The sequence below is a fragment of the Cyclobacterium sp. 1_MG-2023 genome (assembly GCF_030546805.1).
In the GTDB taxonomy this organism is placed as follows: Bacteria; Bacteroidota; Bacteroidia; order Cytophagales; family Cyclobacteriaceae; genus Cyclobacterium.
In genome coordinates this window covers 182,707-208,469 of record NZ_JAUOPC010000005.1, presented here as the reverse complement: position 1 = coordinate 208,469, position 25,763 = coordinate 182,707, and the positions used below count along the sequence as shown (strand labels likewise).

Annotated in this window: 21 protein-coding genes and 1 tRNA gene; 17 read left to right on the top strand and 5 right to left on the bottom strand. The window is 39.1% G+C overall.

The window, feature by feature from the left end:
* Positions 1–68: 68 nt before the first annotated feature.
* From htpG to Q4534_RS09545, 6 genes are all read left to right on the top strand, one after another.
* Positions 69–1,952 carry a molecular chaperone HtpG gene (gene htpG / locus Q4534_RS09570; RefSeq protein WP_303612948.1) on the top strand — a complete coding sequence of 628 codons (1,884 nt, stop codon included), beginning with the start codon at positions 69–71 and terminating at the stop codon, positions 1,950–1,952.
* Between the two features lie 241 nt (positions 1,953–2,193).
* A complete protein-coding gene (locus Q4534_RS09565; RefSeq protein WP_014019122.1) occupies positions 2,194–2,610 on the top strand; it encodes an Rrf2 family transcriptional regulator in 417 nt (138 codons plus the stop codon).
* 129 nt (positions 2,611–2,739) lie between these two features.
* Positions 2,740–3,465: a phosphoadenylyl-sulfate reductase gene (locus Q4534_RS09560; RefSeq protein ID WP_303612947.1), complete on the top strand. Its 726-nt coding sequence runs from the start codon at positions 2,740–2,742 to the stop codon at positions 3,463–3,465.
* 37 nt (positions 3,466–3,502) lie between these two features.
* Complete coding sequence (locus tag Q4534_RS09555; protein WP_303612946.1) at positions 3,503–5,605, top strand: nitrite reductase; 2,103 nt, start codon at positions 3,503–3,505, stop codon at positions 5,603–5,605.
* Positions 5,602–6,378 carry a uroporphyrinogen-III C-methyltransferase gene (cobA, locus tag Q4534_RS09550; RefSeq protein WP_303612945.1) on the top strand — a complete coding sequence of 259 codons (777 nt, stop codon included), beginning with the start codon at positions 5,602–5,604 and terminating at the stop codon, positions 6,376–6,378. Before Q4534_RS09555 ends, cobA begins: the two co-directional genes overlap by 4 nt.
* Positions 6,379–6,384: 6 nt before the next feature.
* Complete coding sequence (locus Q4534_RS09545) at positions 6,385–6,969, top strand: bifunctional precorrin-2 dehydrogenase/sirohydrochlorin ferrochelatase (protein ID WP_303612944.1); 585 nt, start codon at positions 6,385–6,387, stop codon at positions 6,967–6,969.
* A gap of 597 nt (positions 6,970–7,566) precedes the next feature.
* Here the strand turns inward: Q4534_RS09545 and Q4534_RS09540 are convergent.
* On the bottom strand, positions 7,567–7,806 hold the full coding sequence (locus Q4534_RS09540) for a hypothetical protein (RefSeq protein ID WP_014019116.1): 240 nt from the start codon (positions 7,804–7,806) through the stop codon (positions 7,567–7,569).
* 369 nt (positions 7,807–8,175) lie between these two features.
* Positions 8,176–9,408 (bottom strand): diaminopimelate decarboxylase, encoded by a 1,233-nt coding sequence (gene lysA, locus Q4534_RS09535; protein WP_303612943.1) that lies wholly within the window; start codon positions 9,406–9,408, stop codon positions 8,176–8,178.
* Positions 9,409–9,604: 196 nt separating this feature from the next.
* Here lysA and Q4534_RS09530 point away from each other — a divergent pair, with 196 nt between their 5' ends.
* The 5 genes from Q4534_RS09530 (at position 9,605) to fumC (ending at position 14,497) form a co-directional block, all read left to right on the top strand.
* On the top strand, positions 9,605–11,320 hold the full coding sequence (locus Q4534_RS09530) for a sensor histidine kinase KdpD (protein ID WP_303612942.1): 1,716 nt from the start codon (positions 9,605–9,607) through the stop codon (positions 11,318–11,320).
* Positions 11,317–12,006 (top strand): response regulator transcription factor, encoded by a 690-nt coding sequence (locus Q4534_RS09525; protein ID WP_303612941.1) that lies wholly within the window; start codon positions 11,317–11,319, stop codon positions 12,004–12,006. The genes Q4534_RS09530 and Q4534_RS09525 overlap by 4 nt, the downstream gene beginning before the upstream one ends.
* Positions 12,007–12,082: 76 nt before the next feature.
* Positions 12,083–12,463, top strand: a complete 381-nt coding sequence (locus Q4534_RS09520; protein WP_303612940.1) for a RidA family protein — start codon at positions 12,083–12,085, stop codon at positions 12,461–12,463.
* Positions 12,464–12,491: 28 nt separating this feature from the next.
* Positions 12,492–12,974, top strand: coding sequence for a hypothetical protein (locus Q4534_RS09515; RefSeq protein WP_303612939.1), 483 nt, complete (start codon positions 12,492–12,494; stop codon positions 12,972–12,974).
* A gap of 122 nt (positions 12,975–13,096) precedes the next feature.
* Complete coding sequence (gene fumC, locus Q4534_RS09510) at positions 13,097–14,497, top strand: class II fumarate hydratase (protein WP_303612938.1); 1,401 nt, start codon at positions 13,097–13,099, stop codon at positions 14,495–14,497.
* Positions 14,498–14,572: 75 nt separating this feature from the next.
* Here the strand turns inward: fumC and gcvP are convergent, their stop codons facing one another.
* On the bottom strand, positions 14,573–17,455 hold the full coding sequence (gcvP, locus tag Q4534_RS09505) for an aminomethyl-transferring glycine dehydrogenase (protein ID WP_303612937.1): 2,883 nt from the start codon (positions 17,453–17,455) through the stop codon (positions 14,573–14,575).
* A gap of 175 nt (positions 17,456–17,630) precedes the next feature.
* Between gcvP and Q4534_RS09500 the strand changes: the two genes are divergently transcribed.
* From Q4534_RS09500 to Q4534_RS09490, 3 genes are all read left to right on the top strand, one after another.
* On the top strand, positions 17,631–19,130 hold the full coding sequence (locus Q4534_RS09500) for a M28 family peptidase (protein ID WP_303612936.1): 1,500 nt from the start codon (positions 17,631–17,633) through the stop codon (positions 19,128–19,130).
* A 167-nt stretch (positions 19,131–19,297) separates the two neighbouring features.
* Positions 19,298–19,885, top strand: coding sequence for a hypothetical protein (locus tag Q4534_RS09495; protein WP_303612935.1), 588 nt, complete (start codon positions 19,298–19,300; stop codon positions 19,883–19,885).
* Positions 19,886–20,025: 140 nt separating this feature from the next.
* Positions 20,026–20,481 (top strand): DinB family protein, encoded by a 456-nt coding sequence (locus tag Q4534_RS09490; RefSeq protein WP_303612934.1) that lies wholly within the window; start codon positions 20,026–20,028, stop codon positions 20,479–20,481.
* Between the two features lie 92 nt (positions 20,482–20,573).
* Here Q4534_RS09490 and Q4534_RS09485 read toward each other — a convergent pair whose 3' ends face one another.
* Positions 20,574–21,530, bottom strand: a complete 957-nt coding sequence (locus Q4534_RS09485) for a sugar phosphate isomerase/epimerase (protein WP_303612933.1) — start codon at positions 21,528–21,530, stop codon at positions 20,574–20,576.
* A 180-nt stretch (positions 21,531–21,710) separates the two neighbouring features.
* Here Q4534_RS09485 and Q4534_RS09480 point away from each other — a divergent pair, with 180 nt between their 5' ends.
* Entirely contained in the window at positions 21,711–22,565 is an 855-nt protein-coding gene (locus tag Q4534_RS09480; RefSeq protein WP_303612932.1) for an esterase family protein, read from the top strand.
* 51 nt (positions 22,566–22,616) lie between these two features.
* Here Q4534_RS09480 and Q4534_RS09475 read toward each other — a convergent pair whose 3' ends face one another.
* Positions 22,617–23,972, bottom strand: coding sequence for a DEAD/DEAH box helicase (locus Q4534_RS09475; protein ID WP_303612931.1), 1,356 nt, complete (start codon positions 23,970–23,972; stop codon positions 22,617–22,619).
* A gap of 69 nt (positions 23,973–24,041) precedes the next feature.
* Between Q4534_RS09475 and Q4534_RS09470 the strand changes: the two genes are divergently transcribed.
* Together Q4534_RS09470 and Q4534_RS09465 are read left to right on the top strand one after the other, a co-directional pair.
* The gene (locus tag Q4534_RS09470) at positions 24,042–25,385 is read left to right on the top strand and encodes a dihydroorotase (RefSeq protein WP_303612930.1); all 1,344 of its coding nucleotides are present in this window, start codon (positions 24,042–24,044) and stop codon (positions 25,383–25,385) included.
* 78 nt (positions 25,386–25,463) lie between these two features.
* Positions 25,464–25,539 (top strand) — tRNA-His (locus Q4534_RS09465).
* Positions 25,540–25,763: the final 224 nt, after the last annotated feature.

Here is a 25,763-nt window from a genome sequence, read left to right as displayed (position 1 = left end):
TTTGGAACAAGTCTTGATTTAAGCGAGTCGAAATAATTGACATTGTTTAAATAAAAATAAAAAATACCATGCAGGAAAAAGGTACAATTTCGATTCATACCGAAAATATTTTCCCCATTATCAAGAAGTTCTTGTATTCTGATAATGAAATCTTTTTAAGAGAGTTGGTGTCCAATTCAGTGGATGCTACACAGAAAATCAAAAGATTGGCTACTTTGGGTCAGTACAAAGGTGAGTTAGGAGACTTAACCATAGATGTAAGTTTTGATAAGGATAAAAAGTGGATCAAAATTACTGACCGTGGCTTGGGTATGACGGCCGAGGAAATCAAAAAGTACATCAATCAGATCGCCTTTTCGGGTGCTTCCGAATTTGTGGAAAAATTCAAGGATGCCAAGGATGCCAATGAGATCATTGGTAAGTTTGGTTTGGGTTTTTATTCTGCATTCATGGTGGCCGATACCGTTGAGATAGACTCATTGTCTTATCAAGAGGGTGCAGAACCTGCCAAATGGACCTGTGATGGAAGTACTGAGTTTGAAATTTCCCCCGGGACTAGGACAGAAAGAGGTACAGAGATTACCTTAAATATTAATAGCGAATCGGAAGAATTTCTGGATAAATTCAAGCTTCAGGGGATTTTAGACAAGTATGCTAAATTCTTACCTGTACCGATTCGATTTGAGACCAAGACGGAAAGTGTAGAGGATGGTGTGGATGATAAAGGAGAGAAGAAATGGAAATCGGTGGAGGTTGACAATATTATCAATACAACCGATCCTATTTGGACCCAATCCCCTAGTGAGCTTACCGATGAAGATTACCTGAAGTTTTATAAGGAGCTGTATCCAATGAGTGAAGACCCACTTTTTTGGATTCACTTGAATGTAGATTATCCTTTTAACCTTACCGGAGTATTGTATTTCCCTAAGGTAAAGAATGACTTTGAGCTTCAAAGGAATAAAATCAAACTTTTTAGTCGTCAGGTATTTATTACGGATGAAGTAAAAGACATTGTGCCTGAATTTTTGATGTTGCTTCATGGGGTAATAGACTCACCAGATATACCACTGAATGTATCTAGAAGTTTCTTACAGGCAGATAGTAATGTTAAGAAAATCAACAACTACATTACCAAGAAAGTAGCCGATAAACTAGGAGAGCTTTATAAAAAAGACAGGAAAGTTTATGAAGACAAATGGAAGGACATTGGCCTTTTTGTGAAATATGGCATGATCTCAGAAGACAAATTCTATGAGAAAGCCAAAGATTTTGTCTTGCTGAACAATACCAATGGGGAATATTTTACCTTGGACGAATACCAAGAAAAAGTAAAGCCTCTACAGACGGGGAAAGATGACAAATTGGTTTACCTGTATGCAACAGATGCAGACAAGCAAGATACTTTTATTCAGTCTGCTAATAAAAAGGATTATGATGTGTTGTTGATGGATTCACCAATAGACAGTCATTTTATCCAAAACATTGAAAGCAAGCTGGAAAACACTAGTTTGAAGAGGGTGGATGCTGATGTGGTGGATAAGCTTATTGAAAAAGAAGGTGGCTATGAAAACCTATTGAGCGAAGATCAATCCAAGAAAGTAAAAGAGATTTTTGAAAAATCCATTGCCAATCAATCTTATTCGGTAGAAGTAGAGGGCGCAAGTCCGGAGGAAATGCCAGTGACCATTACCATGGATGAATTTATGCGTAGGATGAAAGACATGGCTCAAAATGGTGGTGGAATGGGCTTTTATGGAGCCATGCCGGACAATTATAAAGTGGGAATCAACGGGAACCACCCGGTAATAGATAAAATTTTGAAAACTGAAGATGAAGAAGCACAATTGAAACTTGCCAAGCAAGCATTCGACCTGGCTTTGGTTTCTCAGGGATTGTTGACAGGCAAAGCCTTGACAGCCTTTGTTAAACGAAGTGTAGATTTGATCTAATATTCTGATTTTCTTCCTTATTATAATGAGACAAGCGCTTGGTTAATTTCAGGCGCTTGTTTTTTATTTATGCCCATTTATTTTTCAAATTGTTATAATCAAACCTAAGAAATTAAATTTTTATTGGAAAGTGATTATCTTTAAGTTGAATTAGTCAAGGAGACCTTCGGTGAGTAATGCAAGAGAATGAATCTTTGCTGCTTTTTTCCGGTTTAACGTTAAGCAAACCTTTACAAAACCCATGCTATCAAAAAAAACAAAATATGCTTTTCATGCTTTGACCTATTTGGGTAAACATAAAGACCAGGGAGCTGTTCCAATTCAAGAAATCTCTACCCACCACAATATATCCCACAAGTTTTTAGAAAATATTCTACTTGAATTGAAGAAAGCAGGTTTGCTGGGCAGCAAGAAAGGCAAAGGAGGAGGCTATTACCTAATCAAACTTCCCAATGAAATCCCTTTGTCTAAGGTAATACGACTGCTTGATGGTCCCATTGCTTTGTTGCCTTGTGTTAGCTTGAACTACTATGAACCCTGTGAGGAATGCGCCAGTCAGGAGAAATGTGGGCTAAATATGGTAATGGCAGAGGTGAGAGATGAGACCCTTAAAATATTAGAAATGAAAACCTTACAAGATATTTTGGAGCGGGAATAATTTTTTACCATTTACTCTATAATATTTGTAGGTTTTGTGTACTTTTGTGTTTCCGGAAGACTGTGTAAGTCATGGCCGGGGAAAAGGTGATTTTCTAACCCACAATCACCTTCAGCAAAACGATGTAATATGATTGAAGCAAGTGAAATTAAAGAACTTATTCAAAGGATAGAAAAATTATCCATTGAAGAGACTATGGGGCTTTTGGTAGACCTATTCCCTAATGAGGTTATATTCTCCACATCCTTTGGTCAGGAAGATCAAGTGATAACTCAGAAAATAGCTAAAAATAAGCTTCCAATTGAAATCTTTACCTTGGATACAGGAAGGTTATTTTATGAAACCTATGACTTGTGGTCCAAAACGATTGTCAAATACGGAGTATCGATCAAGCCTTACTACCCCAATACAGCTGCAGTAGAGGACTTGGTTAGTAGCAATGGAATCAATGGGTTCTATCAGTCGGTAGAAAACAGAAAGTCTTGTTGTTACGTAAGGAAGGTTGAGCCTTTGAAGCGTGCATTGCAAGGGAATAAAGTGTGGATTACCGGGCTTAGGGCAGAACAAAGTCCAAATCGCCAAAACATGCAGTTATTGGAATGGGATGAAGGGAATCAGATATTGAAGTACAACCCTTTATTGCATTGGTCCATGGAAGAAATGTTGGGTTATATCAAGGAAGAGGGGATTCCTTACAACACCCTTCATGACAAAGGATTTGTCAGTATTGGTTGTGCCCCATGTACCCGAGCGATTACGCCGGGAGAAGATGCCCGCGCCGGAAGGTGGTGGTGGGAAGCTTCTCAAAAAGAATGTGGCCTGCATGAGCAGGGAGCCGTTGCCAATAATTCCTAATTAAATTAGTTACAGCTAAAACTGAAAAATATTTAAGATGCAAAGTTTCAGAACTGAAATAGAAAATCCGGTAGTAGAACAAGATATTCTAGAACTGGAGAAAAAAATAGCCCTTTTTAAAAATGGGAAAATTGATGATGAAAAATTTAGAAGTCTTCGATTAGCTCGTGGAATATATGGGCAACGCCAAGAAGGTGTTCAAATGATACGTATTAAACTGCCTTATGGTAGAGTGACCTCCAGCAAGCTTAACAGGATCTGTGATGTTTCTGAAAAGTACTCTACAGGAAGGTTGCATATCACCACAAGGCAGGACATTCAAATACATTATGTCAGCATAGACAGTACACCTGAACTATGGGCAGAATTGGATAAGGATGATGTTACCATTAGAGAAGCATGCGGTAATACTGTTAGAAATGTAACTGCCTCAGAAACGGCAGGGATAGATCCTAATGAGCCATTTGATGTAACGCCATATGCCGATGCTACATTTAGGTACATGCTTAGGAATCCCATTAGTCAGGAAATGGGTAGGAAGTTCAAAATAAGTTTTTCCTCTTCAGATGAGGATACTGCACTTTCGTACCTACATGATCTTGGTTTTATTGCCAAAGTGAAGCATGAAAATGGGGAAGAAATCAGAGGATTTAAAGTATTGTTGGGTGGAGGATTAGGTTCTCAGCCCAGACATGGTGATGTTGTTTATGAGTTCTTGCCTACCGATCAAATCATCCCATTTATTGAAGGGGTAGTTAGAATTTTTGACAGACATGGAGAAAGAGCGAAGAGGATGAAAGCCAGGATGAAATTCCTTATCACCAATCTTGGGGTTGAGGAGTTTTTGAAATTGGTAGAAGAGGAAAAGCTTGCCCTTCCTTTCCAAACTTACCCAATTGATGTGTCTGCATATGAAGCTGAAAGGGTTTTGCCTAATCCGGAGATGCCTGAATTTACTGTACCCACGGATGAGAATTACAGACGTTGGAAGTTGACCAATGTATTGCCTCAGAAGCAAGAAGGTTATTTTTCAATTGGTGTGAAGGTTCATCTTGGTGATTTTTATTTGAAAGAAGCCCGGCAACTGGCTGCTTTGGTGAAAAAATATGCCAGTGATGAAATTAGGTTTACACTTCGTCAGAACCTATTGATAAGAGATGTGAAAGAAGAGTTAATTCCTTTCTTTTATCAGGAGTTGGAAAAATTAGGCATGGTGGACTATGGCTACAATTCTGTAGGAGACATTACAGCTTGTCCGGGTACAGATACTTGTAACTTAGGTATTGCCAGTAGTACCGGTGCTGCAGCAGTGATGGAAAAGGTGATTTTGGATGAATATCCTGAGTTTTTATTAAATAAAGACCTGACCATTAAAATTTCCGGTTGTATGAATGCCTGTGGGCAGCACAATATGGCTTCAATAGGCTTCCAAGGAATGTCAATGAAAGTAGGGAAGGCAGTCTTGCCGGCACTACAGGTATTGTTGGGAGGCGCCACCTTTGGAGATGGGCAGGGAAAATTTTCAGATAAAGTAATCAAGGTGCCTAGTAAAAGAGGTCCTGAAGCTTTGCGTGTCTTGTTAAACGATTTCAAGGCAGGGGCAGAGAATAATGAGAGCTATGCGGCTTATTATGAAAGAAAAGGTCAAATGTATTTCTATGAAATGCTGAAGCCTTTGGCCAGCACAGATAATATCATAGACAGTGACTTTATTGACTGGGGTAACGATGAAGCCTATGTAAAAGCCATCGGTGTAGGTGAATGTGCTGGAGTTGTGATTGACTTGGTGTCTACCTTGCTATTGGAAGCTAGAGAGAAATTGGCAGGGGCAGAAGATAGTCTGAAAGCAGAAAAATGGTCAGACGGTATCTATCAGACTTATACCAGTATGATGAACGCTGCCAAAGCCATACTTACTGCAGAAGGAGCCAAAACCAATAGCTATGCCCATATCGTCAATGAATTTGACAAGCATTTTACAGAAAGTGGCAAGATTAATCTTCCTGCTTCTTTTTCTGAATTGGTTTATAAAATCAAAGAAAATCAACCGTCACAAACCTTTGCTTTGGCTTACTATAAAATTGCAGAACAGGTATTTGATGCAATAAACGATTACAGGGCTAAAGAAGTACATGCATGATGAATGAGATTAGACCAAGGGTTACCCTGGTAGGTGCCGGTCCCGGTGACCCGGAATTGATAACTTTGAAAGGCATTTTGGCACTTAACAAGGCAGACGTAGTTTTGTACGATGCCTTGATAGATACCTCTTTGCTCAATCATGCACCTGATAAGGCCCTAAGGATCTATGTTGGCAAGCGAAATGGGAGCAAGAAAAATCCACAGGAGGAAACCAACCGGATGTGTGTTTACTATGCCAAAAAATTTGGGCATGTGGTAAGGCTCAAAGGAGGGGATCCATTTGTTTTTGGAAGAGGGGCGGAAGAATTGGATTATATCCAACAGTTCGGTATTAAAGTGGATGTTGTTCCCGGAATATCTTCCACTGTTGCCGTTCCTGCAGCCGCAGGAATACCTGTTACAAAAAGGGGTGTTTCAGAAAGCTATTGGGTGATAACAGGCACCACATCGAATGGTGAATTGTCAAGAGATTTGTTGCTGGCTAGTAAATCCAAAGCTACGGTTGTCCTTTTAATGGGGACAAAGAAGCTGGGTGAGATTGTGCGGATATATGAAGAACAGGGCTATACAGATAAGGCCATAGCTATCATAGAGCGTGGGACCACCCGGGATGAAAAAATCGTAGCAGGGACTATTTCCAATATTGAAAAGAAAGCGCATGACGATCAAGTTGGGGCACCTGCTATAATTATTATTGGTGATGTGGTTCGAGAAAGTCCGAAATTGAAAGCAGTTTATGAAGCTGTTGTATTTGAAAATAAACTGAATTAGTTAAGGATGAATGAATTGTATCCGGTTTTCTTAAAGATGCACCAACTGCAAACCTTATTGGTTGGTGGTGGAAATGTCGGATTGGAAAAATTAACTTTTCTGTTGAAATCAAGTCCGAATGCTAAAGTGACTGTTGTTTCCATAGCCTTTTTGGAAGAAATTGTTGAAATAGCCAAAAACAATCCCAATATAATATTGGTGAAAGATGCTTATAATGAGCAGTATCTCAATGAGAAACACTTGGTTATTGCGGCAACCGACGATAAGGAGGTCAATAAGGAGGTGTATAGGGATGCCAAAAAGCGGTTTCTGCTTGTTAACGTAGCTGATACCCCGGAGTATTGTGATTTTTACCTTGGGGGAATTGTAACAAAAGGGAATATAAAAATTGGCATCAGCACCAATGGGAAAAGCCCAACTACCGCCAAAAGGTTGCGACAACTTTTTGAGGAAATAATTCCGGAGGATATCAATGAGATGGTTGAAAACATCAATAAGTATAGAGCTACTTTAAAAGGTGATTTTGAGGAGAAGGTGGATGCCTTGAATAAACTAACTGTAGGCTTGATGAAGAAGAATAATAAAGAATGAACAAATAAAAAGGGGCTTTTTAGCCCCTTTTTATTTGTTCATTTTTCAAATCATTGATGTAGGATTTCAATAATTTTAATTTTTGTTCTTCATTCAGTTTTAAATCGGACTGTAAGAAGCGATCAATATGTCTATACATGGTTTTTTAGGTTATTTGTAGAATTAAATATAATATTTAATTCGAAAAAAGGCCAGTTTATTGGGCATTTTTTATTAAAAATAACCGTACAGCATATACCTTTAGTCAATGAATTCTGACAAAAGCTAACAATTATCCAAGAGGCCACGATGCAGATTAATCTGTCCCACCATTCCGTTTTTCATGGATCAAAATCACAGTTGGTTTACCCATAAAATTTCTCATAACGAATCAGTCACTGCAATATGCAAATGCTGAGAAGTGAAAGGTGAAGTTTCATTGGATTTTCCATAACTGCTAGTCGATTCTAATTATGGATTTTGCTGTTTTAAGATTTTAGCTTAATAAAAAGCCATTTCAAGTAGATTAATAATTTTGCTATTTTTGCATGAAAAAAATAAAAGTTTAAAAATTTCTCTTAGGTTGAGAACCAAATTCAATCAATCTTCAACCTGAAATTATAAATCAATTGCCTGATCAGTGTCAAGTAATTCGATATAATCACTGAAATATTTGTTGAAAGTTGCGATCAAATGGCTTAAATCACCATTCTGCATTTCTTGATGGATTTTGACAGTATCCATTCCCAATGCTTCACTTAAGGTTTCCGCATATTCAAGAAGGTCTTCTCCAATACCCCCGTTGTTTCTTTGATCCAAATGGACCTGCATAATTGCCTTTGTTTTGGACGCCATCATCGTTTAATAGTTAGTTAGTAAAAATTTTCTTTTCCGATTAATATTTTACTCAATTATTTGAGTAAAATACTGTTTCAGATAATGTAATTTGTTTTATGAAAGTCATTTTTTGTAATTCAATTTTTGAAATATTATTTTATGTTATTGAAATACAGTTTAATGAAATCCTTAATTGCTGTTATATTTCTATAAATAATAGAATTAAATTGGAATATACAAATCGCATTTAAAAATAATTTAATGGGTGAAATTGTATGATAAACGGAGTTTTATTTGGTGGAGTGAAAAATGAATTTTCCATCGGGAATTTTGGGGAAAGTAACAAAAAGTGAAAAAATAAAAAGGGGCAAAAATTTTTGCCCCTTTTTATTAAAAATCAATTGAAATTTGATTTTTGAGTATATCATCCATGCTCTCTCTCTTTCGAATCAGGTAATCTTTCTTGTTAAGGATCAAAACTTCGGCAGGCCTAAACCTTGAATTGTAATTGGAGGACATGCTATATCCATAGGCTCCGGCATTTTTGATCGCTATGATGTCTCCTTCTTTGACCTCTTTGATTTTGCGGTCTGCAGCAATGGTATCTGTTTCACAGATATAACCCACAATGGTGTAGACTCTTTCGGGGCCATCAAGTTTTGAAATATTTACCACACTATGGTAGGCATCATACATCATCGGCCTTAATAAATGATTGAGGCCTGAGTTGACACCTACAAAGGTGGTGGCCGGCGTAGGTTTTACTACATTGGCTTTGGTGAGTAAATAGCCGCATTCGCTTACCAAAAATTTCCCCGGTTCAAACCATATTTCCAGTTCCCTACCATATTCTTTACAGAACGCTTTAAATGCGGCAGAAACTTTTTTTCCTACATCCTGAATATCGGTGGTGATGTCACCATTTTTATAGGCGACCTTAAATCCTCCTCCAAAATCAAGAAATGCCAAATCCTTAAATTCTCTGGCGGCATCAAATAATATCTCTGCTCCTTGTAAGAATACTTCAGCATCAAGAATATCTGAACCGGTATGTACATGGAGGCCTACAACATTTAAATCATAGGCTTGAACTACTTTAATGACGTGTTTTAACTGAAGGATGGAAATACCAAACTTACTATCAATATGGCCTACAGAGATTTTTGCATTTCCGCCTGCTAAAATATGTGGATTTAAACGGATACAAATGGGAACATCATTTCCATATTCTGTTCCAAAATGCTCAAGCATGGGAATACTGTCAATGTTCACCATAACCCCAAAAGCTACAGCCTCCTTGATTTCCTCAAAGTCAACACAATTAGGAGTGTACATGATCTCTTCAGGAGAGAAACCTACGTGCAGGCAAAGCTTTACCTCTTCTATGGAGACAGCATCTACCCCGGTACCGGCTTTTTTCATCAACTTTAATATGTTGATGTTAGAAAGTGCCTTGGTAGCATATTTTATTTTCATCTTTACATCAGCAAAAGCTTTTTTCAAAGTTTCTACCTGATGAAGGATTTTCTCCCCGTCATAAACATATACAGGGCTACCGTATTTCTCGGCAATATTCAGTAAGGGAATTTCCCCTATGCAATATTGTTGGTTTTTGATTTCCATCGCTTGTGATTTAGCCAGCAAAGATAGATAAAGGATGGTAAAGTTAAAATGTAAAAGAGATAAGTCCTGAAAAAACGGAATCTTGATTGATTAATTTGGGTTATTAAATAATACCAAATAGGATTTTGCTAAGGTTTTACCTGTTAAAAAAAGTTAAGGAAGTGATTTAGAGGAGCTAATCATTTAGATTTGTAATATGTCAAAAACGAGTATCAAAATCATTGTTTTCTTGATGTCCCTAGCAAGTTTAGGATTGATAGGTTTTCAGTTCTATTGGGTAGGGAATGTGCTTAAAATCAATGAAGAGCGTTTTGAGCAAAATGTTTATCAAGCACTTTCCTCAACTTCCGACCGTATAGAGAAAGGAGAAGCCAGTGATATATTGTTGAGTTCCCTCGCCAGAGATACGATTTTTCAAAAGGCTTTGCTGCAACCCATAGAGCCTATACAGTTGCAAGTAAGAAGGAGAAAAGTGGCCGTAAACAGGCCTTCAGTATTGGATTCGCTTTTTGATCAGCCTATGCCTCAAATATCCCCTACCTTTAGGAAATTAGTTGCTTCAAAAGAGGGGGAACCCAAAACTTTCAGCCAAATTGAAAAATACTTTTACATGTCACCATCGGTGGCTTCCAGTCTTTTTACTCCGGATGAGTTGGAAATTTTGCTTGCCGAAAAAGAACGGTACCTGAATTTTCTAAGTGAGAGGGACAGGAAAATGAGCAAAAGACAGTATGCCAACAGTAGACAGAATTTTATTATAGAGGAGTTAAATGTGTCACGAAATGTGGCAGAAAGTATTGTTCAGGCCAATATGAAGATTGAATTGGTAGAGGTGGTAATTCATCAATTGCTGGCCCAAGGGAATCAGCATGTACTCGACAGACTTGATACCACGATGGTAAAAAAAGAAGTCAGGGATCAATTAATCAATAGGAATATTGATCAACCCTTTGAGTTAGGGATCGTTGGTAATAAAAACGAGATCGTGGGTATAGGCCACGTAAGTGATTTGGAATTTCTTAAAAATCAAGGAATAAAAGCAGAGTTGTTCCCAAGTGACCTTTTGGGAGTAGAGAATTATTTGGTCATTTATTTTCCGAAAAAACAAAATTACCTGATGCAACAAGTGTTTTTACCATTGGGCAGTTCTTTGGTGTTTATGTGCATCATTATTGTTTGCTTTGTGTATGCCATAAAGGTGATTATCAGGCAGAAAAAGGTTTCAGAAATAAAGAATGACTTTATCAATAATATGACCCACGAGTTTAAAACACCAATATCTACCGTAAGTTTGGCTGTAGAAGCCCTACAGGATCCAGATTTATTTGGAGAGCAAGCTTTGCGCAAAAGGTATTTGAACATCATTAAGGATGAAAATATAAGGCTAGGTAAGCAGGTTGAGCAAGTGTTGCAAGCTGCTGCCCTTGAAAAAAATGATTTTAATCTTAAGATTGAGAAGGTTGATTTAAAAGAACTTATTGAAGCTACCAAAAAGCATTTTGAATTGCTCGTGGAAAATAGAGGAGGTACCTTAACGACAGAATATTCTCTTTTGACAGGGCAACTGGAAGTGGATGTTTTTCACCTGAACAATATCCTTAACAATCTGCTAGACAATGCCACCAAATATTCCAAAGATGCTCCGATAATAAAAATAAAGGTTGAGGAGACGGAAACAAACTTTACCTTGTCCATAAGTGATAGAGGAATTGGGATCAGTAAAGAGGCGCAGAAAAAAATATTTGACAAATTTTACCGGGTGCCAACAGGTAATTTGCACGATGTCAAAGGTTTTGGATTAGGGCTTTCCTATGTTAAAACAATGGTAGAAGCACATAATGGAACGATAAGGTTAGATAGCGATCCCGGGCAGGGAAGCGTGTTTACTATAAACTTACCCAAAAATAAATGAGCAAGATCAAAATTTTATTGGTAGAAGATGATCCCAACTTGGGAGATATATTGAAGGAATATTTAGGCGTAAAAGGCTTTGAAGTAATTTTATGTAGGGATGGAGAAGAGGGCTGGAATAAATACAAGAAAGATTACTACCAGTTATGTCTGCTAGATGTAATGATGCCGGTCAAGGATGGCTTCACCTTAGGGAAGGAGATAAGAAAAGTGGAAGAAAATATCCCTATTATTTACCTAACGGCAAAAAACATGAAAGAAGATGTTATCAAGGGCTTTCGGATTGGTGCAGACGATTACATCACCAAGCCTTTTAGCATGGAAGAGCTCCTGATGAGGATCAATGCTATTTTGAGAAGAACCAATAGTCAGGGTGAAAAGACAGCTTTGAAATCTTATGTATTCGGCAACTTTACCCTGCATTATGACAAACAGTTGCTGGAAGGACCTGAGGGGACGAATAAGCTTACTTCCAAAGAAAATGAGCTGCTTCGTTTATTGGCTTCTTCATTGAATGAAAATGTGAGTCGTTCTTTTGCGTTGAAGCAAATTTGGGGGGACGACAGTTATTTTAATGCAAGAAGCATGGATGTATACCTAAGTAAGATCAGGAAATTGCTTAAAAATGATGGCTCTGTTCAAATCATTACCCTGCATGGAGAAGGGTTTAAATTGGTTGTCAACTAGTGGCTTTTTTTTAAGTTAATTGATTATTTAAGCGATTAAAGTTTAATTTGTGTTCAAATCAATAACTTAAGAAATTATGTCCAAAGAAATTGTCAATTCCCCGGATGCTCCTGCTCCTATAGGTCCATACAGTCAAGCTGTAAAAGCCAATGGAATGCTATTTGTTTCCGGTCAAATTGCCCTCGATGCAGATTCCGGTGAATTGCTTAACGCCAATATTACAGAAGAAACCCATGCGGTTATGAAGAATCTGGATGCCATTCTTAGGGCCTCGGGACTTACCTTCTCTAACGTGGTGAAATGTAGTATTTTTGTTAAAAACATGGCTGATTTTTCTACCATCAATGAGGCTTATGGACAGTATTTCAAGACCAATCCACCGGCCAGAGAAACCGTAGAGGTAAGCCGCCTTCCAAAAGATGTTCAGGTGGAGATTTCTTGTATCGCTGTTTTGTAACACCTGTGGGGCTTTAGTATTTTGTGGTATGGTGAGACTGGTTCCTAACTATAGTGAAACTTTTGTAAGCACCTTGAGAAGTAAGGAGGTGATGGCAAGAGTAGCCTTAATAACCAGACCTGTAGACTACCTGGAGGAAACGAAGTACCTGCCTCCAGGGCAAGCTATTTTTTTTAATGGGAACATTGGGGATAATAGTTTTAGAATTTCAAAAATTATTGATAGAGCGGATAGTTTTTTGCCTTTGATAAAAGGGGAGATAGCACCACTTCCCAAAGGCTGTCTGGTCTCTTTAAATTATTCTTTTTTTCCTGGGGCTTCTTTTTTTCTGGGATTTTGGGCCATTGTATCATTTGGCCTAACGGTTTTGTTTTTATCCGTAGTGCAAGATTGGAAGTTGGCATTGCTTTGTTTTTTGGTAGGATTGGGAAATTATGGTTTTGCATGGGCACATTTCAAGAGAAAGGTAAAAGAAAGTCAATCCCTTTTTCACGAACTAATGAAGCTTTAAATCCTGACAATTAAAATAAGCTTAAGAAATCAAGATTTTGCCTCTCCTTTATGGATTGTGGCTGCCCTGTCGTATTTTAGCGGATCAATTAGTCAATTTATAAACTTTCAATAAATATTAAAATGGAATACAGGATAGAGAAAGATACCATGGGGCCGGTGGAGGTTCCTGCAGATAAATTTTGGGGTGCACAAACCCAAAGGTCTGTGAACAACTTTAAAATTGGTGGAGCAAAACACCAGATGCCCTTGGAGATCGTGCATGCTTTCGCCATTTTAAAAAAATCTGCTGCACAGGCCAATGCTGCACTTGGTGTTTTGGATCAGGCGAAAGCCGATATCATTAGCCAAACCTGTGATGAAATTCTTGAAGGTAAGCTTGATGATCAATTTCCCTTGGTAGTATGGCAAACCGGATCTGGCACCCAGTCCAATATGAATGTAAATGAGGTAGTTGCCTATCGTTCTCATGTGCTTTTGGGTGGCAGCTTGCAAGATGAGAAAAAGAAAATTCACCCGAATGATGATGTAAATAAATCTCAATCATCCAATGATACCTTTCCAACTGCCATGCATATCGCGGCTTACAAAATGGTGGTAGACACTACACTTTCAGGTGCGCAAAAGCTTAGAGATACCCTTAAGGCCAAGTCTGATGAGTTTATGGAGGTAGTCAAAATAGGGCGGACTCACTTTATGGATGCTACTCCGCTCACACTCGGGCAAGAATTTTCCGGCTATGTTGCGCAGTTAGACCATGCCATAAAAGCCATTAAAAATACCCTGCCTCATCTTTCTGAATTGGCATTGGGAGGTACTGCTGTTGGTACAGGATTGAACACCCCTAATGGTTATGCTGAGTTGGTGGCAGAGAAAATTGCACATTATTCAGGCAATCCTTTTATAACTGCTCCCAATAAATTTGAATCTTTGGCAGCCCATGATGCCATAGTAGAGACCCATGGAGCCTTGAAACAATTGGCTGTAAGCCTGATGAAAATTGCCAATGATGTCAGGATGTTGTCTTCAGGCCCTCGATCCGGGATTGGTGAAATCTTGATTCCTGAGAATGAACCGGGATCATCCATCATGCCAGGTAAAGTTAACCCTACACAGGTAGAGGCCATGACCATGGTTTGTGCTCAAGTTATAGGAAATGATACTGCCGTTTCTGTAGGAGGAATGAGCGGTCAGTTTGAGCTGAACGTATTTAAACCTATGATGGTAAATAATCTACTTAACTCCGCAAGATTATTGGGAGATGCTTGTGTTTCCTTCACAGACAATTGTGTGGTAGGTATTGCACCAAATGTTCCTTTTATCAAAAGGCATCTTGAAAATAGCTTGATGCTTGTTACTGCGCTAAATCCCCATATTGGCTATGAAAATGCCGCAAAAATTGCTAAAAAAGCCCACAAGGAAGGTACAAGCTTGCGCGAAGCAGCTCTTGATCTTGGCTTATTGACCAACGAGCAGTTTGACGAATGGGTACGTCCTGAAGACATGACAGGAAGTTTGAAGTAAAATTCTTTTTTACTATAATAAAAAGGCCCAACTTGAATTTCAAGTTGGGCCATTTATTTAGCTTGTTTAGCCGTTTTATTCGGTCTCAAAATCCGAGGTTGGGATACAGCTACACATAAGGTTTCGGTCACCATAGGCAGCATCTATTCTACCCACCGCCGGCCAAAATTTATTCTCTTTAACAAAAGGTAGTGGATAAGCGGCTTTTTCCCTGCTATAAGGCATTTCCCAGTTGTCTGAGATAATACTTGCAGCAGTGTGGGGCGCATTTTTCAATACATTCACCTGTTTATCCGCTTTACCTTCTTCTACTTCTCTGATCTCTTGACGGATGGCAATCATGGCTTCGCAGAAACGGTCCAGTTCATCCTTAGATTCAGACTCTGTAGGTTCCACCATAAGTGTGCCGGGTACAGGGAAAGAAACGGTAGGCGCATGAAAACCATAATCCATAAGTCGCTTTGCAATGTCTTCCACTTCCACACCAAAGGCCTTGAATGCCCTGCAATCCAAAATCATTTCATGTGCGGCCCGACCGTTGGCTCCGGTATACAGAATAGGGAAATCAGCACCGAGGCGGGTTTTAATGTAATTGGCATTCAAAATGGCAATTTTCGTAGCTTTTGATAAGCCTTCCTCGCCCATCATGGCAATGTAAGCATAAGGAATTGGTAAAATACTTGAGCTGCCAAAAGGGGCTGCAGATATCGGGGTAATGGCAGCGGTACCTCCGGTCTTTACATAAGGATTTCCCGGTAGAAATGGTACCAAATGCTTGGCTACACAAATGGGACCCATTCCCGGTCCACCTCCTCCATGAGGAATGCAGAAAGTCTTGTGAAGATTAAGATGACAAACGTCTGCGCCGATCAAACCCGGGCTGGTCAGTCCCACCTGTGCATTCATATTGGCTCCATCCATATATACTTGTCCGCCATATTCATGTACAAGGTCACAGATTTCTTTAATCGCCTCTTCAAAGACCCCGTGGGTAGATGGATAGGTTACCATAAGGGCAGAAAGTTGGTCTTTATAGGTAGCTGCTTTTTCTTTGAAAGCAGCTACATCAATATTTCCTTTTTCATCACAAGGCACAATCACTACTTTCATTCCTGCCATGACTGCAGAGGCCGGGTTGGTTCCGTGGGCCGAAGAAGGAATTAAGACTACGTTTCTAAAGTCTTCATTTCTACTTTGATGGTAAGCACGGATCACCATTAAACCAGCATACTCTCCTTGTGCCCCTGAATTGGGCTGCAAGGAGGTATCAGAAAAGCCTGTAATTTCACTAAGCCAATTCCGAAGATCTTGAAACATCTCATAATAACCTGCCGCTTGATCTTGGGGTGCAAAGGGGTGCAACTGTCCAATTTCCGGCCAGGTAATGGGGATCATTTCAGTGGTGGCATTGAGCTTCATGGTGCAAGAGCCCAAAGAAATCATGGAGTGAACCAAAGATAAATCCTTGTTTTCAAGTTTTTTCAAGTAGCGTAGCATTTCATGCTCAGAGTGGTATTTCTGGAATACCTCATGCTCAAGGAATTTGGATTTTCTTTCTAATTCAGAAGGAATGGTTGCTTCAATTTGACTTGGGATCTCCGGAACTTCCGGTTGTAACTTATTGGTGGATTTGGCAAATACTTCAAAAATTTCGACTACATCCTGCCTGGTTTTTGCCTGATCGAAGCTCAATAGAATATGGCCTTTATCGTACCTGAAGTTTAATTTTTTGGAAACTGCAAAGGCACGGATTTTTTCCATCTGTACTTGATCTACCTTGATACGGATGGTGTCAAAATAGGCCTTATTGATTTGTTCAAAGCCAATCTCACTAAGCCATTTAGCTGTCATAACTGCTAAGCCATGGGTGCGTGAAGCAATGGCTTTTAAGCCCTTGGGTCCGTGATAAACAGCATACATTCCGGCCATTACAGCCAACAATACCTGTGCTGTACAGATATTGGAGGTAGCCCTTTCTCTTTTGATATGTTGCTCCCTCGTTTGCAAAGCCATTCGGTAAGCATTTTTACCTGACTTGTCCACGGATACACCGATGATTCTTCCGGGGATCTGTCTTTTAAAGGATTCTTTTGTTGCAAAAAATGCTGCATGAGGACCTCCAAATCCCATAGGAACACCAAATCGCTGGGTACTGCCTATCACTACATCCGCTCCCATTTCCCCAGGGGGCTTAAGTAAGGTAAGGCTCAATAGATCGGTACTAAAAGCTGTACTTACCTGGTTTTCCTTTGCAGCACTTACCAAGGATTCATAATTGACAACTTCTCCATCTGAATTGGGGTATTGTATAAGTATACCAAATAATCCCGGATCGCTCAGGTCAAGGTCAGATAAGGAACCAATTTTTAATGAGATGCCAATGGGTATAGCTCTAGTTTTTAATATCGCCTTGGTTTGCTCAAAAACCTTTTCGTCTACATAGAAAGTATTTGCCTTTTTCTTATTCCTGGCTTTTGCTGCGCTCAACATGGTCATGGCTTCTGCTGCAGCTGTTCCTTCATCCAAAAGAGAGGCGTTGGCCAACTCCATTCCTGTCAACTCACTCACCATGGTTTGGAAATTTATTAAGGCCTCCAATCTCCCTTGGGCGATTTCGGCCTGATAGGGGGTGTAAGCCGTATACCATCCCGGGTTTTCAAGAATATTTCTCTGAATAACTCCCGGTACCAAGGTATCGTAATATCCTAATCCAATATAAGATTTAAAAATTTGGTTTTTACCAATGGTAGCTTTGAAAGATTTAAGAAATAGATTTTCAGAAAGAGGCTTGGGAAGTTGTAAAGGCTGCTTTAGTCGGATGGTGCTGGGGATGGTTTCATCAATTAAAGTATCCAAGGAATCTACTCCTATGGTGTTTAGCATTTCCTGAAGCTCATTTTCAGAAGGTGAAATATGTCTATTTCTAAATTTTTCGGATGAAGCGAGATTGATTTTCATAAAAAGATAAAATATGATTAATTTTGGCGCGGCCAATAGATCTTGAATCGATCCGCAAAGTTAAAAATATTAGCTGATTTAGGTCTTTTATTTATGCTTAAATTACTTCATATAAACCAGTTAAAATGGGAGATATTGGCAAAATCTACCTTAGCTATAAACTTAATTAACCAATATGAAAAATAAATCAACTTTAGTTGCATTATTTATTTTTGTAGTTTTTTCAAATCCAATTTTTGGACAGGAGGACCTCTCATTAAAATATGCATCAACAATTCAGTCAGGCGATTTAAAAAAGCACTTGACGTATTTAGCTTCTGATGAACTAAAAGGACGAGATACGGGGTCTGAGGGTCAAAAATTGGCAGCAGATTACTTGATAGATTTTTACAAAGCTAACGATCTCAAGGGGCCTGTAGATGGAAGTTATCTTCAGCCTTTTCAGTTGTCAAGTGTAAGCTGGAAAGAAGTCTCGTTAAAAATTGGCAAAAACAAATTAATATTAAATGAGGATTTTGTATTTGTGGGAGATGCAAATATGAAGAGGAATAAAAAGACTGATTTGGTTTTTTTAGGTTTAGCCTCAGATGAGAACATTTCAAAAGTAGAAGTGGAAGGAAAAATAGTTGGCTTATGGGCCATTGGAAATAATGTTGGGCAAGCCATAAATAAAGTAATGGATGCAGGTGCAGTTGGGGCTTTGATTGTAACCATGGAGGGACAAGCCAATTTTGATAGAATGGCCAATCGCTACAAAAGCTTGACAGGTAAGGGTAGGATGGGCTTTGATAAACCCACAGAGCAAAAGCCGGTGTTTATGGTCAGTTCAATCAAAATGGGAGAGCTTTTTGAAACACCAGTGGATGTGTTGAAAGAAGCGGCCAAAAATGATCCGTCAATAATTCCTTCTCAAAAAGCCGTTTTTAAGGTGGTAAAGCAAAAAGATTATATTGATACTGAAAATGTAATGGCCTTCCTTGAAGGGACCGATAAAAAGGAAGAAGTTTTGGTGATTTCTTCTCACTACGACCATATCGGTGTAAGCAGCACAGGAGAAATAAACAATGGTGCGGATGATGATGGGTCCGGAACAGTTTCTGTAATGGAAATTGCCGAAGCATTTGCTCAGGCTGCTAGGGATGGATATAGTCCAAGACGTAGCATACTGTTCTTAAATGTTACTGGTGAAGAAAAAGGTTTGCTTGGCTCTGAGTACTATTCCGAAAATCCTGTTTTCCCTTTAGAAAATACGGTAAATAATATCAATATCGACATGGTGGGAAGGATTGACTATGAATACCAGGATGCCGAAAATCAAGATTATGTTTATGTGATAGGTTCTGAAATGCTGTCTTCCCAATTAAAAATTATCAATGAATACAATAATATAACCTATACCAATCTAATTTTAGATTATAGGTATGATGCAGAGGACGATCCCAATAGGTTTTATTACAGATCCGATCATTACAATTTTGCCAAGCATAATATTCCTGTAATATTCTTTTTTAATGGTGTTCATGATGATTACCATAAACCCACTGATACGGTAGATAAAATTGAATTTGATTTGATGGAGAAAAGAGCGAAACTGATTTTCCATACAGCTTGGGATTTGGCAAATCGTGAAAATAGAACTTCTGTGGACGGTACAAACAATCGGACGGAGAGGTAATATTGCTGTCAAAAATTGATTGATAAAGGGCTTAGGTTGCAATACCTAAGCCCTTTATTGCTTATTATAGTTGTCCGTCTTATCAGTTTTCTCCACAAACCTTTATGGGACTCAAAAACTTTGATTATATTCATAAACTCTAATTGGAACCAATCCTAACAATGGCCATGAAAAAAATAGTATTCAGTCTTTTCGTTTTATTTTTAGCAAGTAAGTTAGAAGCTCAACAAATTCCCGATAAAGCCGCTCAGATTAAGGCTGCAGTCTTGGCTGCGCCTCAAGATTTTAAAAAAGGAGCCAAGGTGTACGGATATGATGCCAATGGAGATTGGACTGTGCTTAGGGAAGGTAATAATGAAATGATTTGTATTGCAGATAATCCCCAGACAGAGGGTTTCAGTGTTTCTTGTTACCATAAAGATTTGGAACCTTTTATGGAAAGAGGAAGAGCATTGAAAAAGGAAGGCAAGAACTTTAAGCAAATATTTGACACCCGTGAGAAAGAAGCCAAAAGTGGTAGTCTTAAAATGCCCGGTGAGCCTGCTTCCCTTTATGTATTGACGGCAGATAAAGCCGATTTTGACCCCATGAAAGGCAAAGTTGACAATACCTACCTCCGCTATGTGGTTTATATCCCATGGGCTACTAAGGAAAGTACGGGTTTGTCTACAAAACCTGATTTCCCCGGCATGCCATGGATAATGGACCCGGGGACACATCGGGCACATATCATGATTAGCCCTCCAAAAGATTAGGTGAGGGTTGCAGGCTGAATTTACCGTCGCGAAAACAATTCCGGGGTTAATTCTTTATTTTATAAATTTTGTCTTTATCAGTCTTGGTTAGGGAAAGGCAAGTTCCTTTGATTGACTGAGTTAATATTTTGAACCATTGGATGGAAGCTACCTTTAAAACCTGGAAAACAAGTAGAAACCTTTTTCTTACTTTACTTGAAAGTTATAAGCTCGATCAGTTAAACCAAATTCCGCAAGGGTTTAATAACAACCTGATTTGGAATATAGGTCATGTAATTGTAGCCCAACAAGGGCTTGTGTACAAGGGGTCCGGATTGCCCACCCACCTGCCCGATGAGATGTTCGGAAGGTATGGTATAGGAACCAAGCCGGAAGTCCCGGTGTCTGAGGATGAATATGGAGTATTGAAAGCGCTTCTAATGGATTTAATTCCGCAAACCGAATCCGACTTTTATAATGGTAAGTTTGCCACCTATCATGAAAGGACCACCAAAACAGGTTTTCACCTGAGCTCTGTGGAGGATGCCCTAGTATTCAATAATTTTCATGAAGGACTACACATGGGCTATGTAATGAGTATTCGAAAATTTATTTAGTGCGGACTTAATCTGGCCTACTTTTGCTTCGATACGGATTAAGAAATAGCAGGTCAGTTAACCGTTTCCTGATCGATATTTAACCAAGCGTTTTACAGGTCTACCAAAGCCAGTACCTTATTGATGGCCTCTTTGTTTGCTTGGAGTGCGGCATCATTTTCCATATCATTGAGCACCTGATTAAAAGGCTCGGTTCTAATGGGACCATCATACCCAATGGCCACCAAGCCTTCCATAAAAGCTTTGAGATTGATAACGCCTGTTGACAAGGGGAGCTCTCGCTTTAAATCCACCTGAGTTTCTCTGCTAAAGCCCTTTCTGGCATCATTTATATCTACCACCACAATGTCCTCTGCCTTGAGTTGGAGGATGTCTTCTTTATTGTCATTTGCAGTATACCAATGAAATGAATCCAATACGAATCCCACGTTACTTTGACCGGTGGCTGCGATGAGTTCCTTCCCTTCTTTCAGAGTGGATATAAAAGGATACTTGTTTTGAATGAGCAAAGGTCTTGTTCCAAGGTATTCCAGCCCCAGTCTAATTCCATAATCCTTCATGACACGGGCACATTCCCCCAAACGATAGGCATGTTGCTTCATGTTCTCATTGTAGGTTAGGGAATTGTGAGAAGATATAATCCAGGTGTTGATGCGGGTGGCTCCAAGCTTTTCCATCGTCTTACAAAAGGGTGCTAACTTTTTAAAATCTTCAAGAAAACTGCGATTGTCTTTTCTGAATGCAACAGGTAGATTTGTGGAGCCAAAACCTATTTCATTTGCCTTCATTTTGTTCTTAAGGTCTGCCAATTGCCCCGGCGAATAATCCAGCATGACCTCTTCTACAAAAGGACTTATGGTTTCATACCCATAGGTAATGGCATAATCCAGTGTTTGGGTAAGGTTTGCCTTGACTCCGATATTGCCCGGGTTTAGGGCTATCTTAAATTTTCTCGCCGTATTGGTTTTGGCGATTAAGCACCCGTTTCCCATGGTGCCTGCCGCCAATAAGGCAAGCGCTGAATTGCTTAGAAATTTTCTCCTTTCCATAATTGAATGAATGCATTGACCTTGATTCTAAGGTTAAAATAATAAAAATACCATTGCTTTGTTGGATACATACCCATTAATTCAGTCAATTCTCTAAAAGGGTGTGATATTTAGGCTTTAAATAAATAGATAAATAAGAATAATTCTTTACTTTCCCTAGCAAAATAAACCAATAATAAGATGAAAATTTTACGAATATTATTGCCCTTGTTTTTAGTTTCCTTCTCAGGCTTGTTGGCCCAGGAAAGCAGGGTGTTTGATGCATTGACAATGGAAAGCAAGATCCTTGGTATGGAAAGAAAATTTGCTGTTTACCTGCCTCCGGGATATGAATATTCTCAAAGATCTTACCCGGTTCTTTACTTATTGCATGGTGCAGGTGACGATCAAACCGGTTGGGTTCAATTTGGAGAAGTGCAACGAATAGCAGACAATGCCTTTGAAGATGGTTCAGCCACTCCCATGATTATCGTAATGCCGGATGCCAATACAGGGAAAAGGGGTTATTTTAATGACATAAAAAATGATTGGAGGTATGAAGATTTCTTCTTTGAAGAATTAATGCCTTATGTGGAGTCTCAGTACAGAATCAAGAGTGTAAAGAAATATAGGGCGATTTCAGGGCTTTCTATGGGAGGAGGTGGAACCTATTTCTATGCCATGCATCGGCCGGATTTGTTTTCATCGGCTTGTCCTCTTAGTGCATCATTAAGGAATACTTCGTATGATGATTTTTTAAAAAGATATCAGGGGGAAGTCAAGGATAAAGACCAATTGAAAGCTTATTACGAAAAGCATCAGGCTTTAAGGCAGCTGGAGCTTAATGATATTGAGAAGATTAAATCGGTGAAATGGTTTTTTGATTGTGGAGATGATGATTTTCTGTATGAAGGGAATAGCCTCGTACATATTGCGATGAAGAAAAAGGAAATTCCCCATGAGTTTAGGATTCGTGATGGCGCTCATAACTGGACCTATTGGAGGGCATCACTGCCGAATGTCTTGAGTTTTATTTCAGAAACCTTCCATCAATAACCATTTAATTTCAATTTCAGAAATGAAAAACAAATAGGGGAAGACTTTTCCCTATTTGTTTTTATGCTTGCTTTTTTTCTTCATTTGGTTTCTGTTCCGCTTGGCTTTACTGTTTTTGTTGCCACGCTTCTCTTCTTTCTCCTTATAAGGTTTCGCATACCCCTTTTTTTCATGAAAAGCCCCTTTAAATTCAGGGTCATCGCCTCTTTTTTGTTTGTCGATCTCCCTTTCGTAATCCTGCTTTTCTTCAAAAGGGGTTTTGTGAATGGTGATTTCTTCAGGGATTTCCTGCTCGGGTACAAGCATTCTTATGATCGACTCTATTTTTTCAAAATGAAAAGCTTCGGCAGGGTTTATAAATGTAGCTGCTTTGCCTTCATTTTCTGCCCTCCCTGTTCGACCGATTCGATGAACATAATCCTCATAAATCAAGGGTACATCAAAATTGATGACATGACTGACCAGACTTACATCTAAGCCTCTGGCTGCTACATCTGTTGCTACCAAAATTTTCACCTCTCCTTTTTTGAAATCATCCATACTGTTGATCCTTGTATTTTGGCCTTTATTGGCATGGATGACCCGGATACTTCCGGATTGATTTTTTTGAAGGTATTGATGAACCGTGTCAGCATTTTTGCGAGACTTGGTAAAGATAATCCCTCTTTCAAAACCATCCTCGTTGACAAGTTTTAGCAATAGGTCTAGCTTTGTTCTGATATTGGGGACAAAATATTTTACCTGCTCGATGGTTTCGGCAGTAGTGGCTTGAGGAGCTACTTCTACACGTTCGGGGAATTCAAGGAATTCAAAAGAGAGGTTTTCTACTCGTTGGCTAAAGGTAGCTGAGAATAAGAGGTTTTGCCGTTTGACAGGAATCACTTCCAGAATGTTTTTAATTTGGGGAAGGAAGCCCATGTCCAGCATTTTGTCAGCTTCATCCAAAACCATGGTTTTAATGTCTCTGGTATAGATTTCGCCTTTATGGTAAAGGTCTATGAATCTTCCGGGAGTAGCAATGATAATGTCTACTCCTTCTTGTAATTTTTCAATCTGTGGTTTAGGGCCCAATCCTCCGTAAAGGCAAACATATCTTAGGTCGGTATATTTACCAAAACCCACCACTGCCTCTTCAATCTGCATCACCAGTTCTCTGGTAGGGGCCATTATTAAAGCACGAGGGTGTTGGCCTTGTGCATATTTCACCTTAAACAATAAGGGCAAGACATAAGCTGCGGTTTTACCCGTTCCTGTTTGGGCGATGCCAAGAATATCGTGACCGGCCAATGCTAATGGAATGGCCTTTTCCTGTATAGGGGTAGGTTTTTCATAACCAATTTCCTTCACAGCATTTAAAAGTTGGTTATTCAGTTTAAAATTTTCGAAAGATGATAGCTGATCGGACATGATTTTATAAATTTAGGAAAATATTTAGAGGTGTTTCGACCCAAGCACCTACCATAAAAAACAAATGCTATGAAAAGAATACTAATCCGTGATGCAAATATAGTAAATGAAGGTAAGATTATACGTGGAGATGTATATATAAAGGAGGGCTTGATTTTTTCAGTGGGAGGAGATTTGTCAGGAAAAGAGGCGGATATAGTGATAGATGCCAATGGGAAATACTTATTGCCTGGTTTAATTGATGATCAGGTTCACTTCAGAGAGCCGGGATTGACCCATAAGGCAGAGATCTATACGGAAAGTAAAACGGCAGTAGCCGGAGGTGTGACTAGTTTTATGGAAATGCCAAACACCATCCCTCAAAGTACCACACATGAGCTATTGGAGGAGAAGTATGCCATTGGTGCGGCCAAGTCCTTAGCAAATTACTCTTTTTATTTAGGGGCAACCAATGATAATATTGAGACCATTAAAAGTGTTGATGTAAAAAATGTTTGTGGAGTGAAGGTTTTTCAGGGATCGTCCACCGGCAATATGTTGGTAGATAATCCGGACAGTTTGGAGGCCATATTCAAAGAATGTCCGATTTTGATAGCTACCCATAGCGAGAATGACAACATCATTAAAGCAAACTTAGAAAGATTTAAGCAGGGGTATGGAGAGGAGATTCCGGCAAAATTTCACCCGAAAATCAGGTCGGAGGAAGCCTGTTATGATGCCTCCAAAATTGTAGTTGAAATGGCACGTACCCATGGTACCAAGTTGCATGTATTGCATATCAGTACGGGGAAAGAAGTGGGTTTATTTGACAATACCTTACCGCTTGCAGAAAAAAGGATTACCGCAGAGGCTTGCATACATCACTTATGGTTTTCCGAAGAAGATTATGACAGCAAAGGAAATTGGATCAAATGGAACCCGGCCATCAAAACTTCAAATGACAGGGATACCATATTAAAAGGGGTGCTGGACGGCAATATTGACGTAATTGCTACCGATCATGCTCCACATACCATTGAAGAAAAAGAAAAGCCTTACCTTAAGGCTCCTTCAGGAGGGCCTTTATTGCAACATGGTTTGATGGCCTTACTTGAAATGTATCATAATGGAAAAATAAGCTTGGTACAAATCGTTCAGAAAACGAGTCATAATGTGGCCATACTTTTTGAAATTGAAAACAGAGGATTTTTAAGAGAAGGCTATTTTGCAGATATGGTATTGGTAGATTTGGATGATTCTTGGGAAGTCAACAGAGGGAATGTGCTTTCTAAATGTGGTTGGTCACCTTTCGAAGGACAAAAGTTTAGGTCAAAAGTTACTCATACAATAGTTTCAGGTCATTTGGCTTATGAAAATGGCGTCTTTAATGAAGAAAAAAGGGGTGAAAGACTTAAATTTTCAAGAAATATCTAGCTTGGTATTGCGTGACTGAAAAAAGCATATTACCTTTGCAATCCCATCTGATAAAAGAATCAGAAAATGAAATAAAATGGTGATTGTAGCTCAGCTGGTTAGAGCGCTGGTTTGTGGATCCAGAGGTCGCCGGTTCGAAACCGGTCTTTCACCCAAACCCTCCCTTTGATTAGGGAGGGTTGTTTTTTTATAACTGCATCCAACAAAGGGTTTATTCATATGCCGAGAAGTTTGAGGGCAATGCAGGGTAAATGGGAACAGTCTCTTTTCTCGTCTTTTGAATGGTTAAAGAGCAATACACTAGGCTTGATTTATAATTCGTTTTTGTTCGTTTTCCAAGCAGAAGGTATTCATGTTTATGGCATGTTATTTGATTAG

Bases quoted from the DNA above. Each gene is read 5' to 3' on its own strand.
- gcvP (WP_303612937.1), bottom strand. From the start codon at position 17,455: ATGAAAATCAATCTCGCTTCATCCGAAAAATTTAGAAATAGACATATT.
- htpG (WP_303612948.1), top strand. From the start codon at position 69: ATGCAGGAAAAAGGTACAATTTCGATTCATACCGAAAATATTTTCCCC.
- lysA (WP_303612943.1), bottom strand. From the start codon at position 9,408: ATGGAAATCAAAAACCAACAATATTGCATAGGGGAAATTCCCTTACTG.
- Q4534_RS09495 (WP_303612935.1), top strand. From the start codon at position 19,298: ATGAAAAAAATAGTATTCAGTCTTTTCGTTTTATTTTTAGCAAGTAAG.
- Q4534_RS09560 (WP_303612947.1), top strand. From the start codon at position 2,740: ATGATTGAAGCAAGTGAAATTAAAGAACTTATTCAAAGGATAGAAAAA.
- Q4534_RS09470 (WP_303612930.1), top strand. From the start codon at position 24,042: ATGAAAAGAATACTAATCCGTGATGCAAATATAGTAAATGAAGGTAAG.
- Q4534_RS09500 (WP_303612936.1), top strand. From the start codon at position 17,631: ATGAAAAATAAATCAACTTTAGTTGCATTATTTATTTTTGTAGTTTTT.
- Q4534_RS09530 (WP_303612942.1), top strand. From the start codon at position 9,605: ATGTCAAAAACGAGTATCAAAATCATTGTTTTCTTGATGTCCCTAGCA.
- Q4534_RS09515 (WP_303612939.1), top strand. From the start codon at position 12,492: ATGGTGAGACTGGTTCCTAACTATAGTGAAACTTTTGTAAGCACCTTG.
- Q4534_RS09480 (WP_303612932.1), top strand. From the start codon at position 21,711: ATGAAAATTTTACGAATATTATTGCCCTTGTTTTTAGTTTCCTTCTCA.
- Q4534_RS09475 (WP_303612931.1), bottom strand. From the start codon at position 23,972: ATGTCCGATCAGCTATCATCTTTCGAAAATTTTAAACTGAATAACCAA.
- Q4534_RS09555 (WP_303612946.1), top strand. From the start codon at position 3,503: ATGCAAAGTTTCAGAACTGAAATAGAAAATCCGGTAGTAGAACAAGAT.
- Q4534_RS09525 (WP_303612941.1), top strand. From the start codon at position 11,317: ATGAGCAAGATCAAAATTTTATTGGTAGAAGATGATCCCAACTTGGGA.
- Q4534_RS09490 (WP_303612934.1), top strand. From the start codon at position 20,026: ATGGAAGCTACCTTTAAAACCTGGAAAACAAGTAGAAACCTTTTTCTT.
- Q4534_RS09565 (WP_014019122.1), top strand. From the start codon at position 2,194: ATGCTATCAAAAAAAACAAAATATGCTTTTCATGCTTTGACCTATTTG.
- Q4534_RS09545 (WP_303612944.1), top strand. From the start codon at position 6,385: ATGAATGAATTGTATCCGGTTTTCTTAAAGATGCACCAACTGCAAACC.
- Q4534_RS09520 (WP_303612940.1), top strand. From the start codon at position 12,083: ATGTCCAAAGAAATTGTCAATTCCCCGGATGCTCCTGCTCCTATAGGT.
- Q4534_RS09540 (WP_014019116.1), bottom strand. From the start codon at position 7,806: ATGATGGCGTCCAAAACAAAGGCAATTATGCAGGTCCATTTGGATCAA.
- Q4534_RS09485 (WP_303612933.1), bottom strand. From the start codon at position 21,530: ATGGAAAGGAGAAAATTTCTAAGCAATTCAGCGCTTGCCTTATTGGCG.
- cobA (WP_303612945.1), top strand. From the start codon at position 5,602: ATGATGAATGAGATTAGACCAAGGGTTACCCTGGTAGGTGCCGGTCCC.
- fumC (WP_303612938.1), top strand. From the start codon at position 13,097: ATGGAATACAGGATAGAGAAAGATACCATGGGGCCGGTGGAGGTTCCT.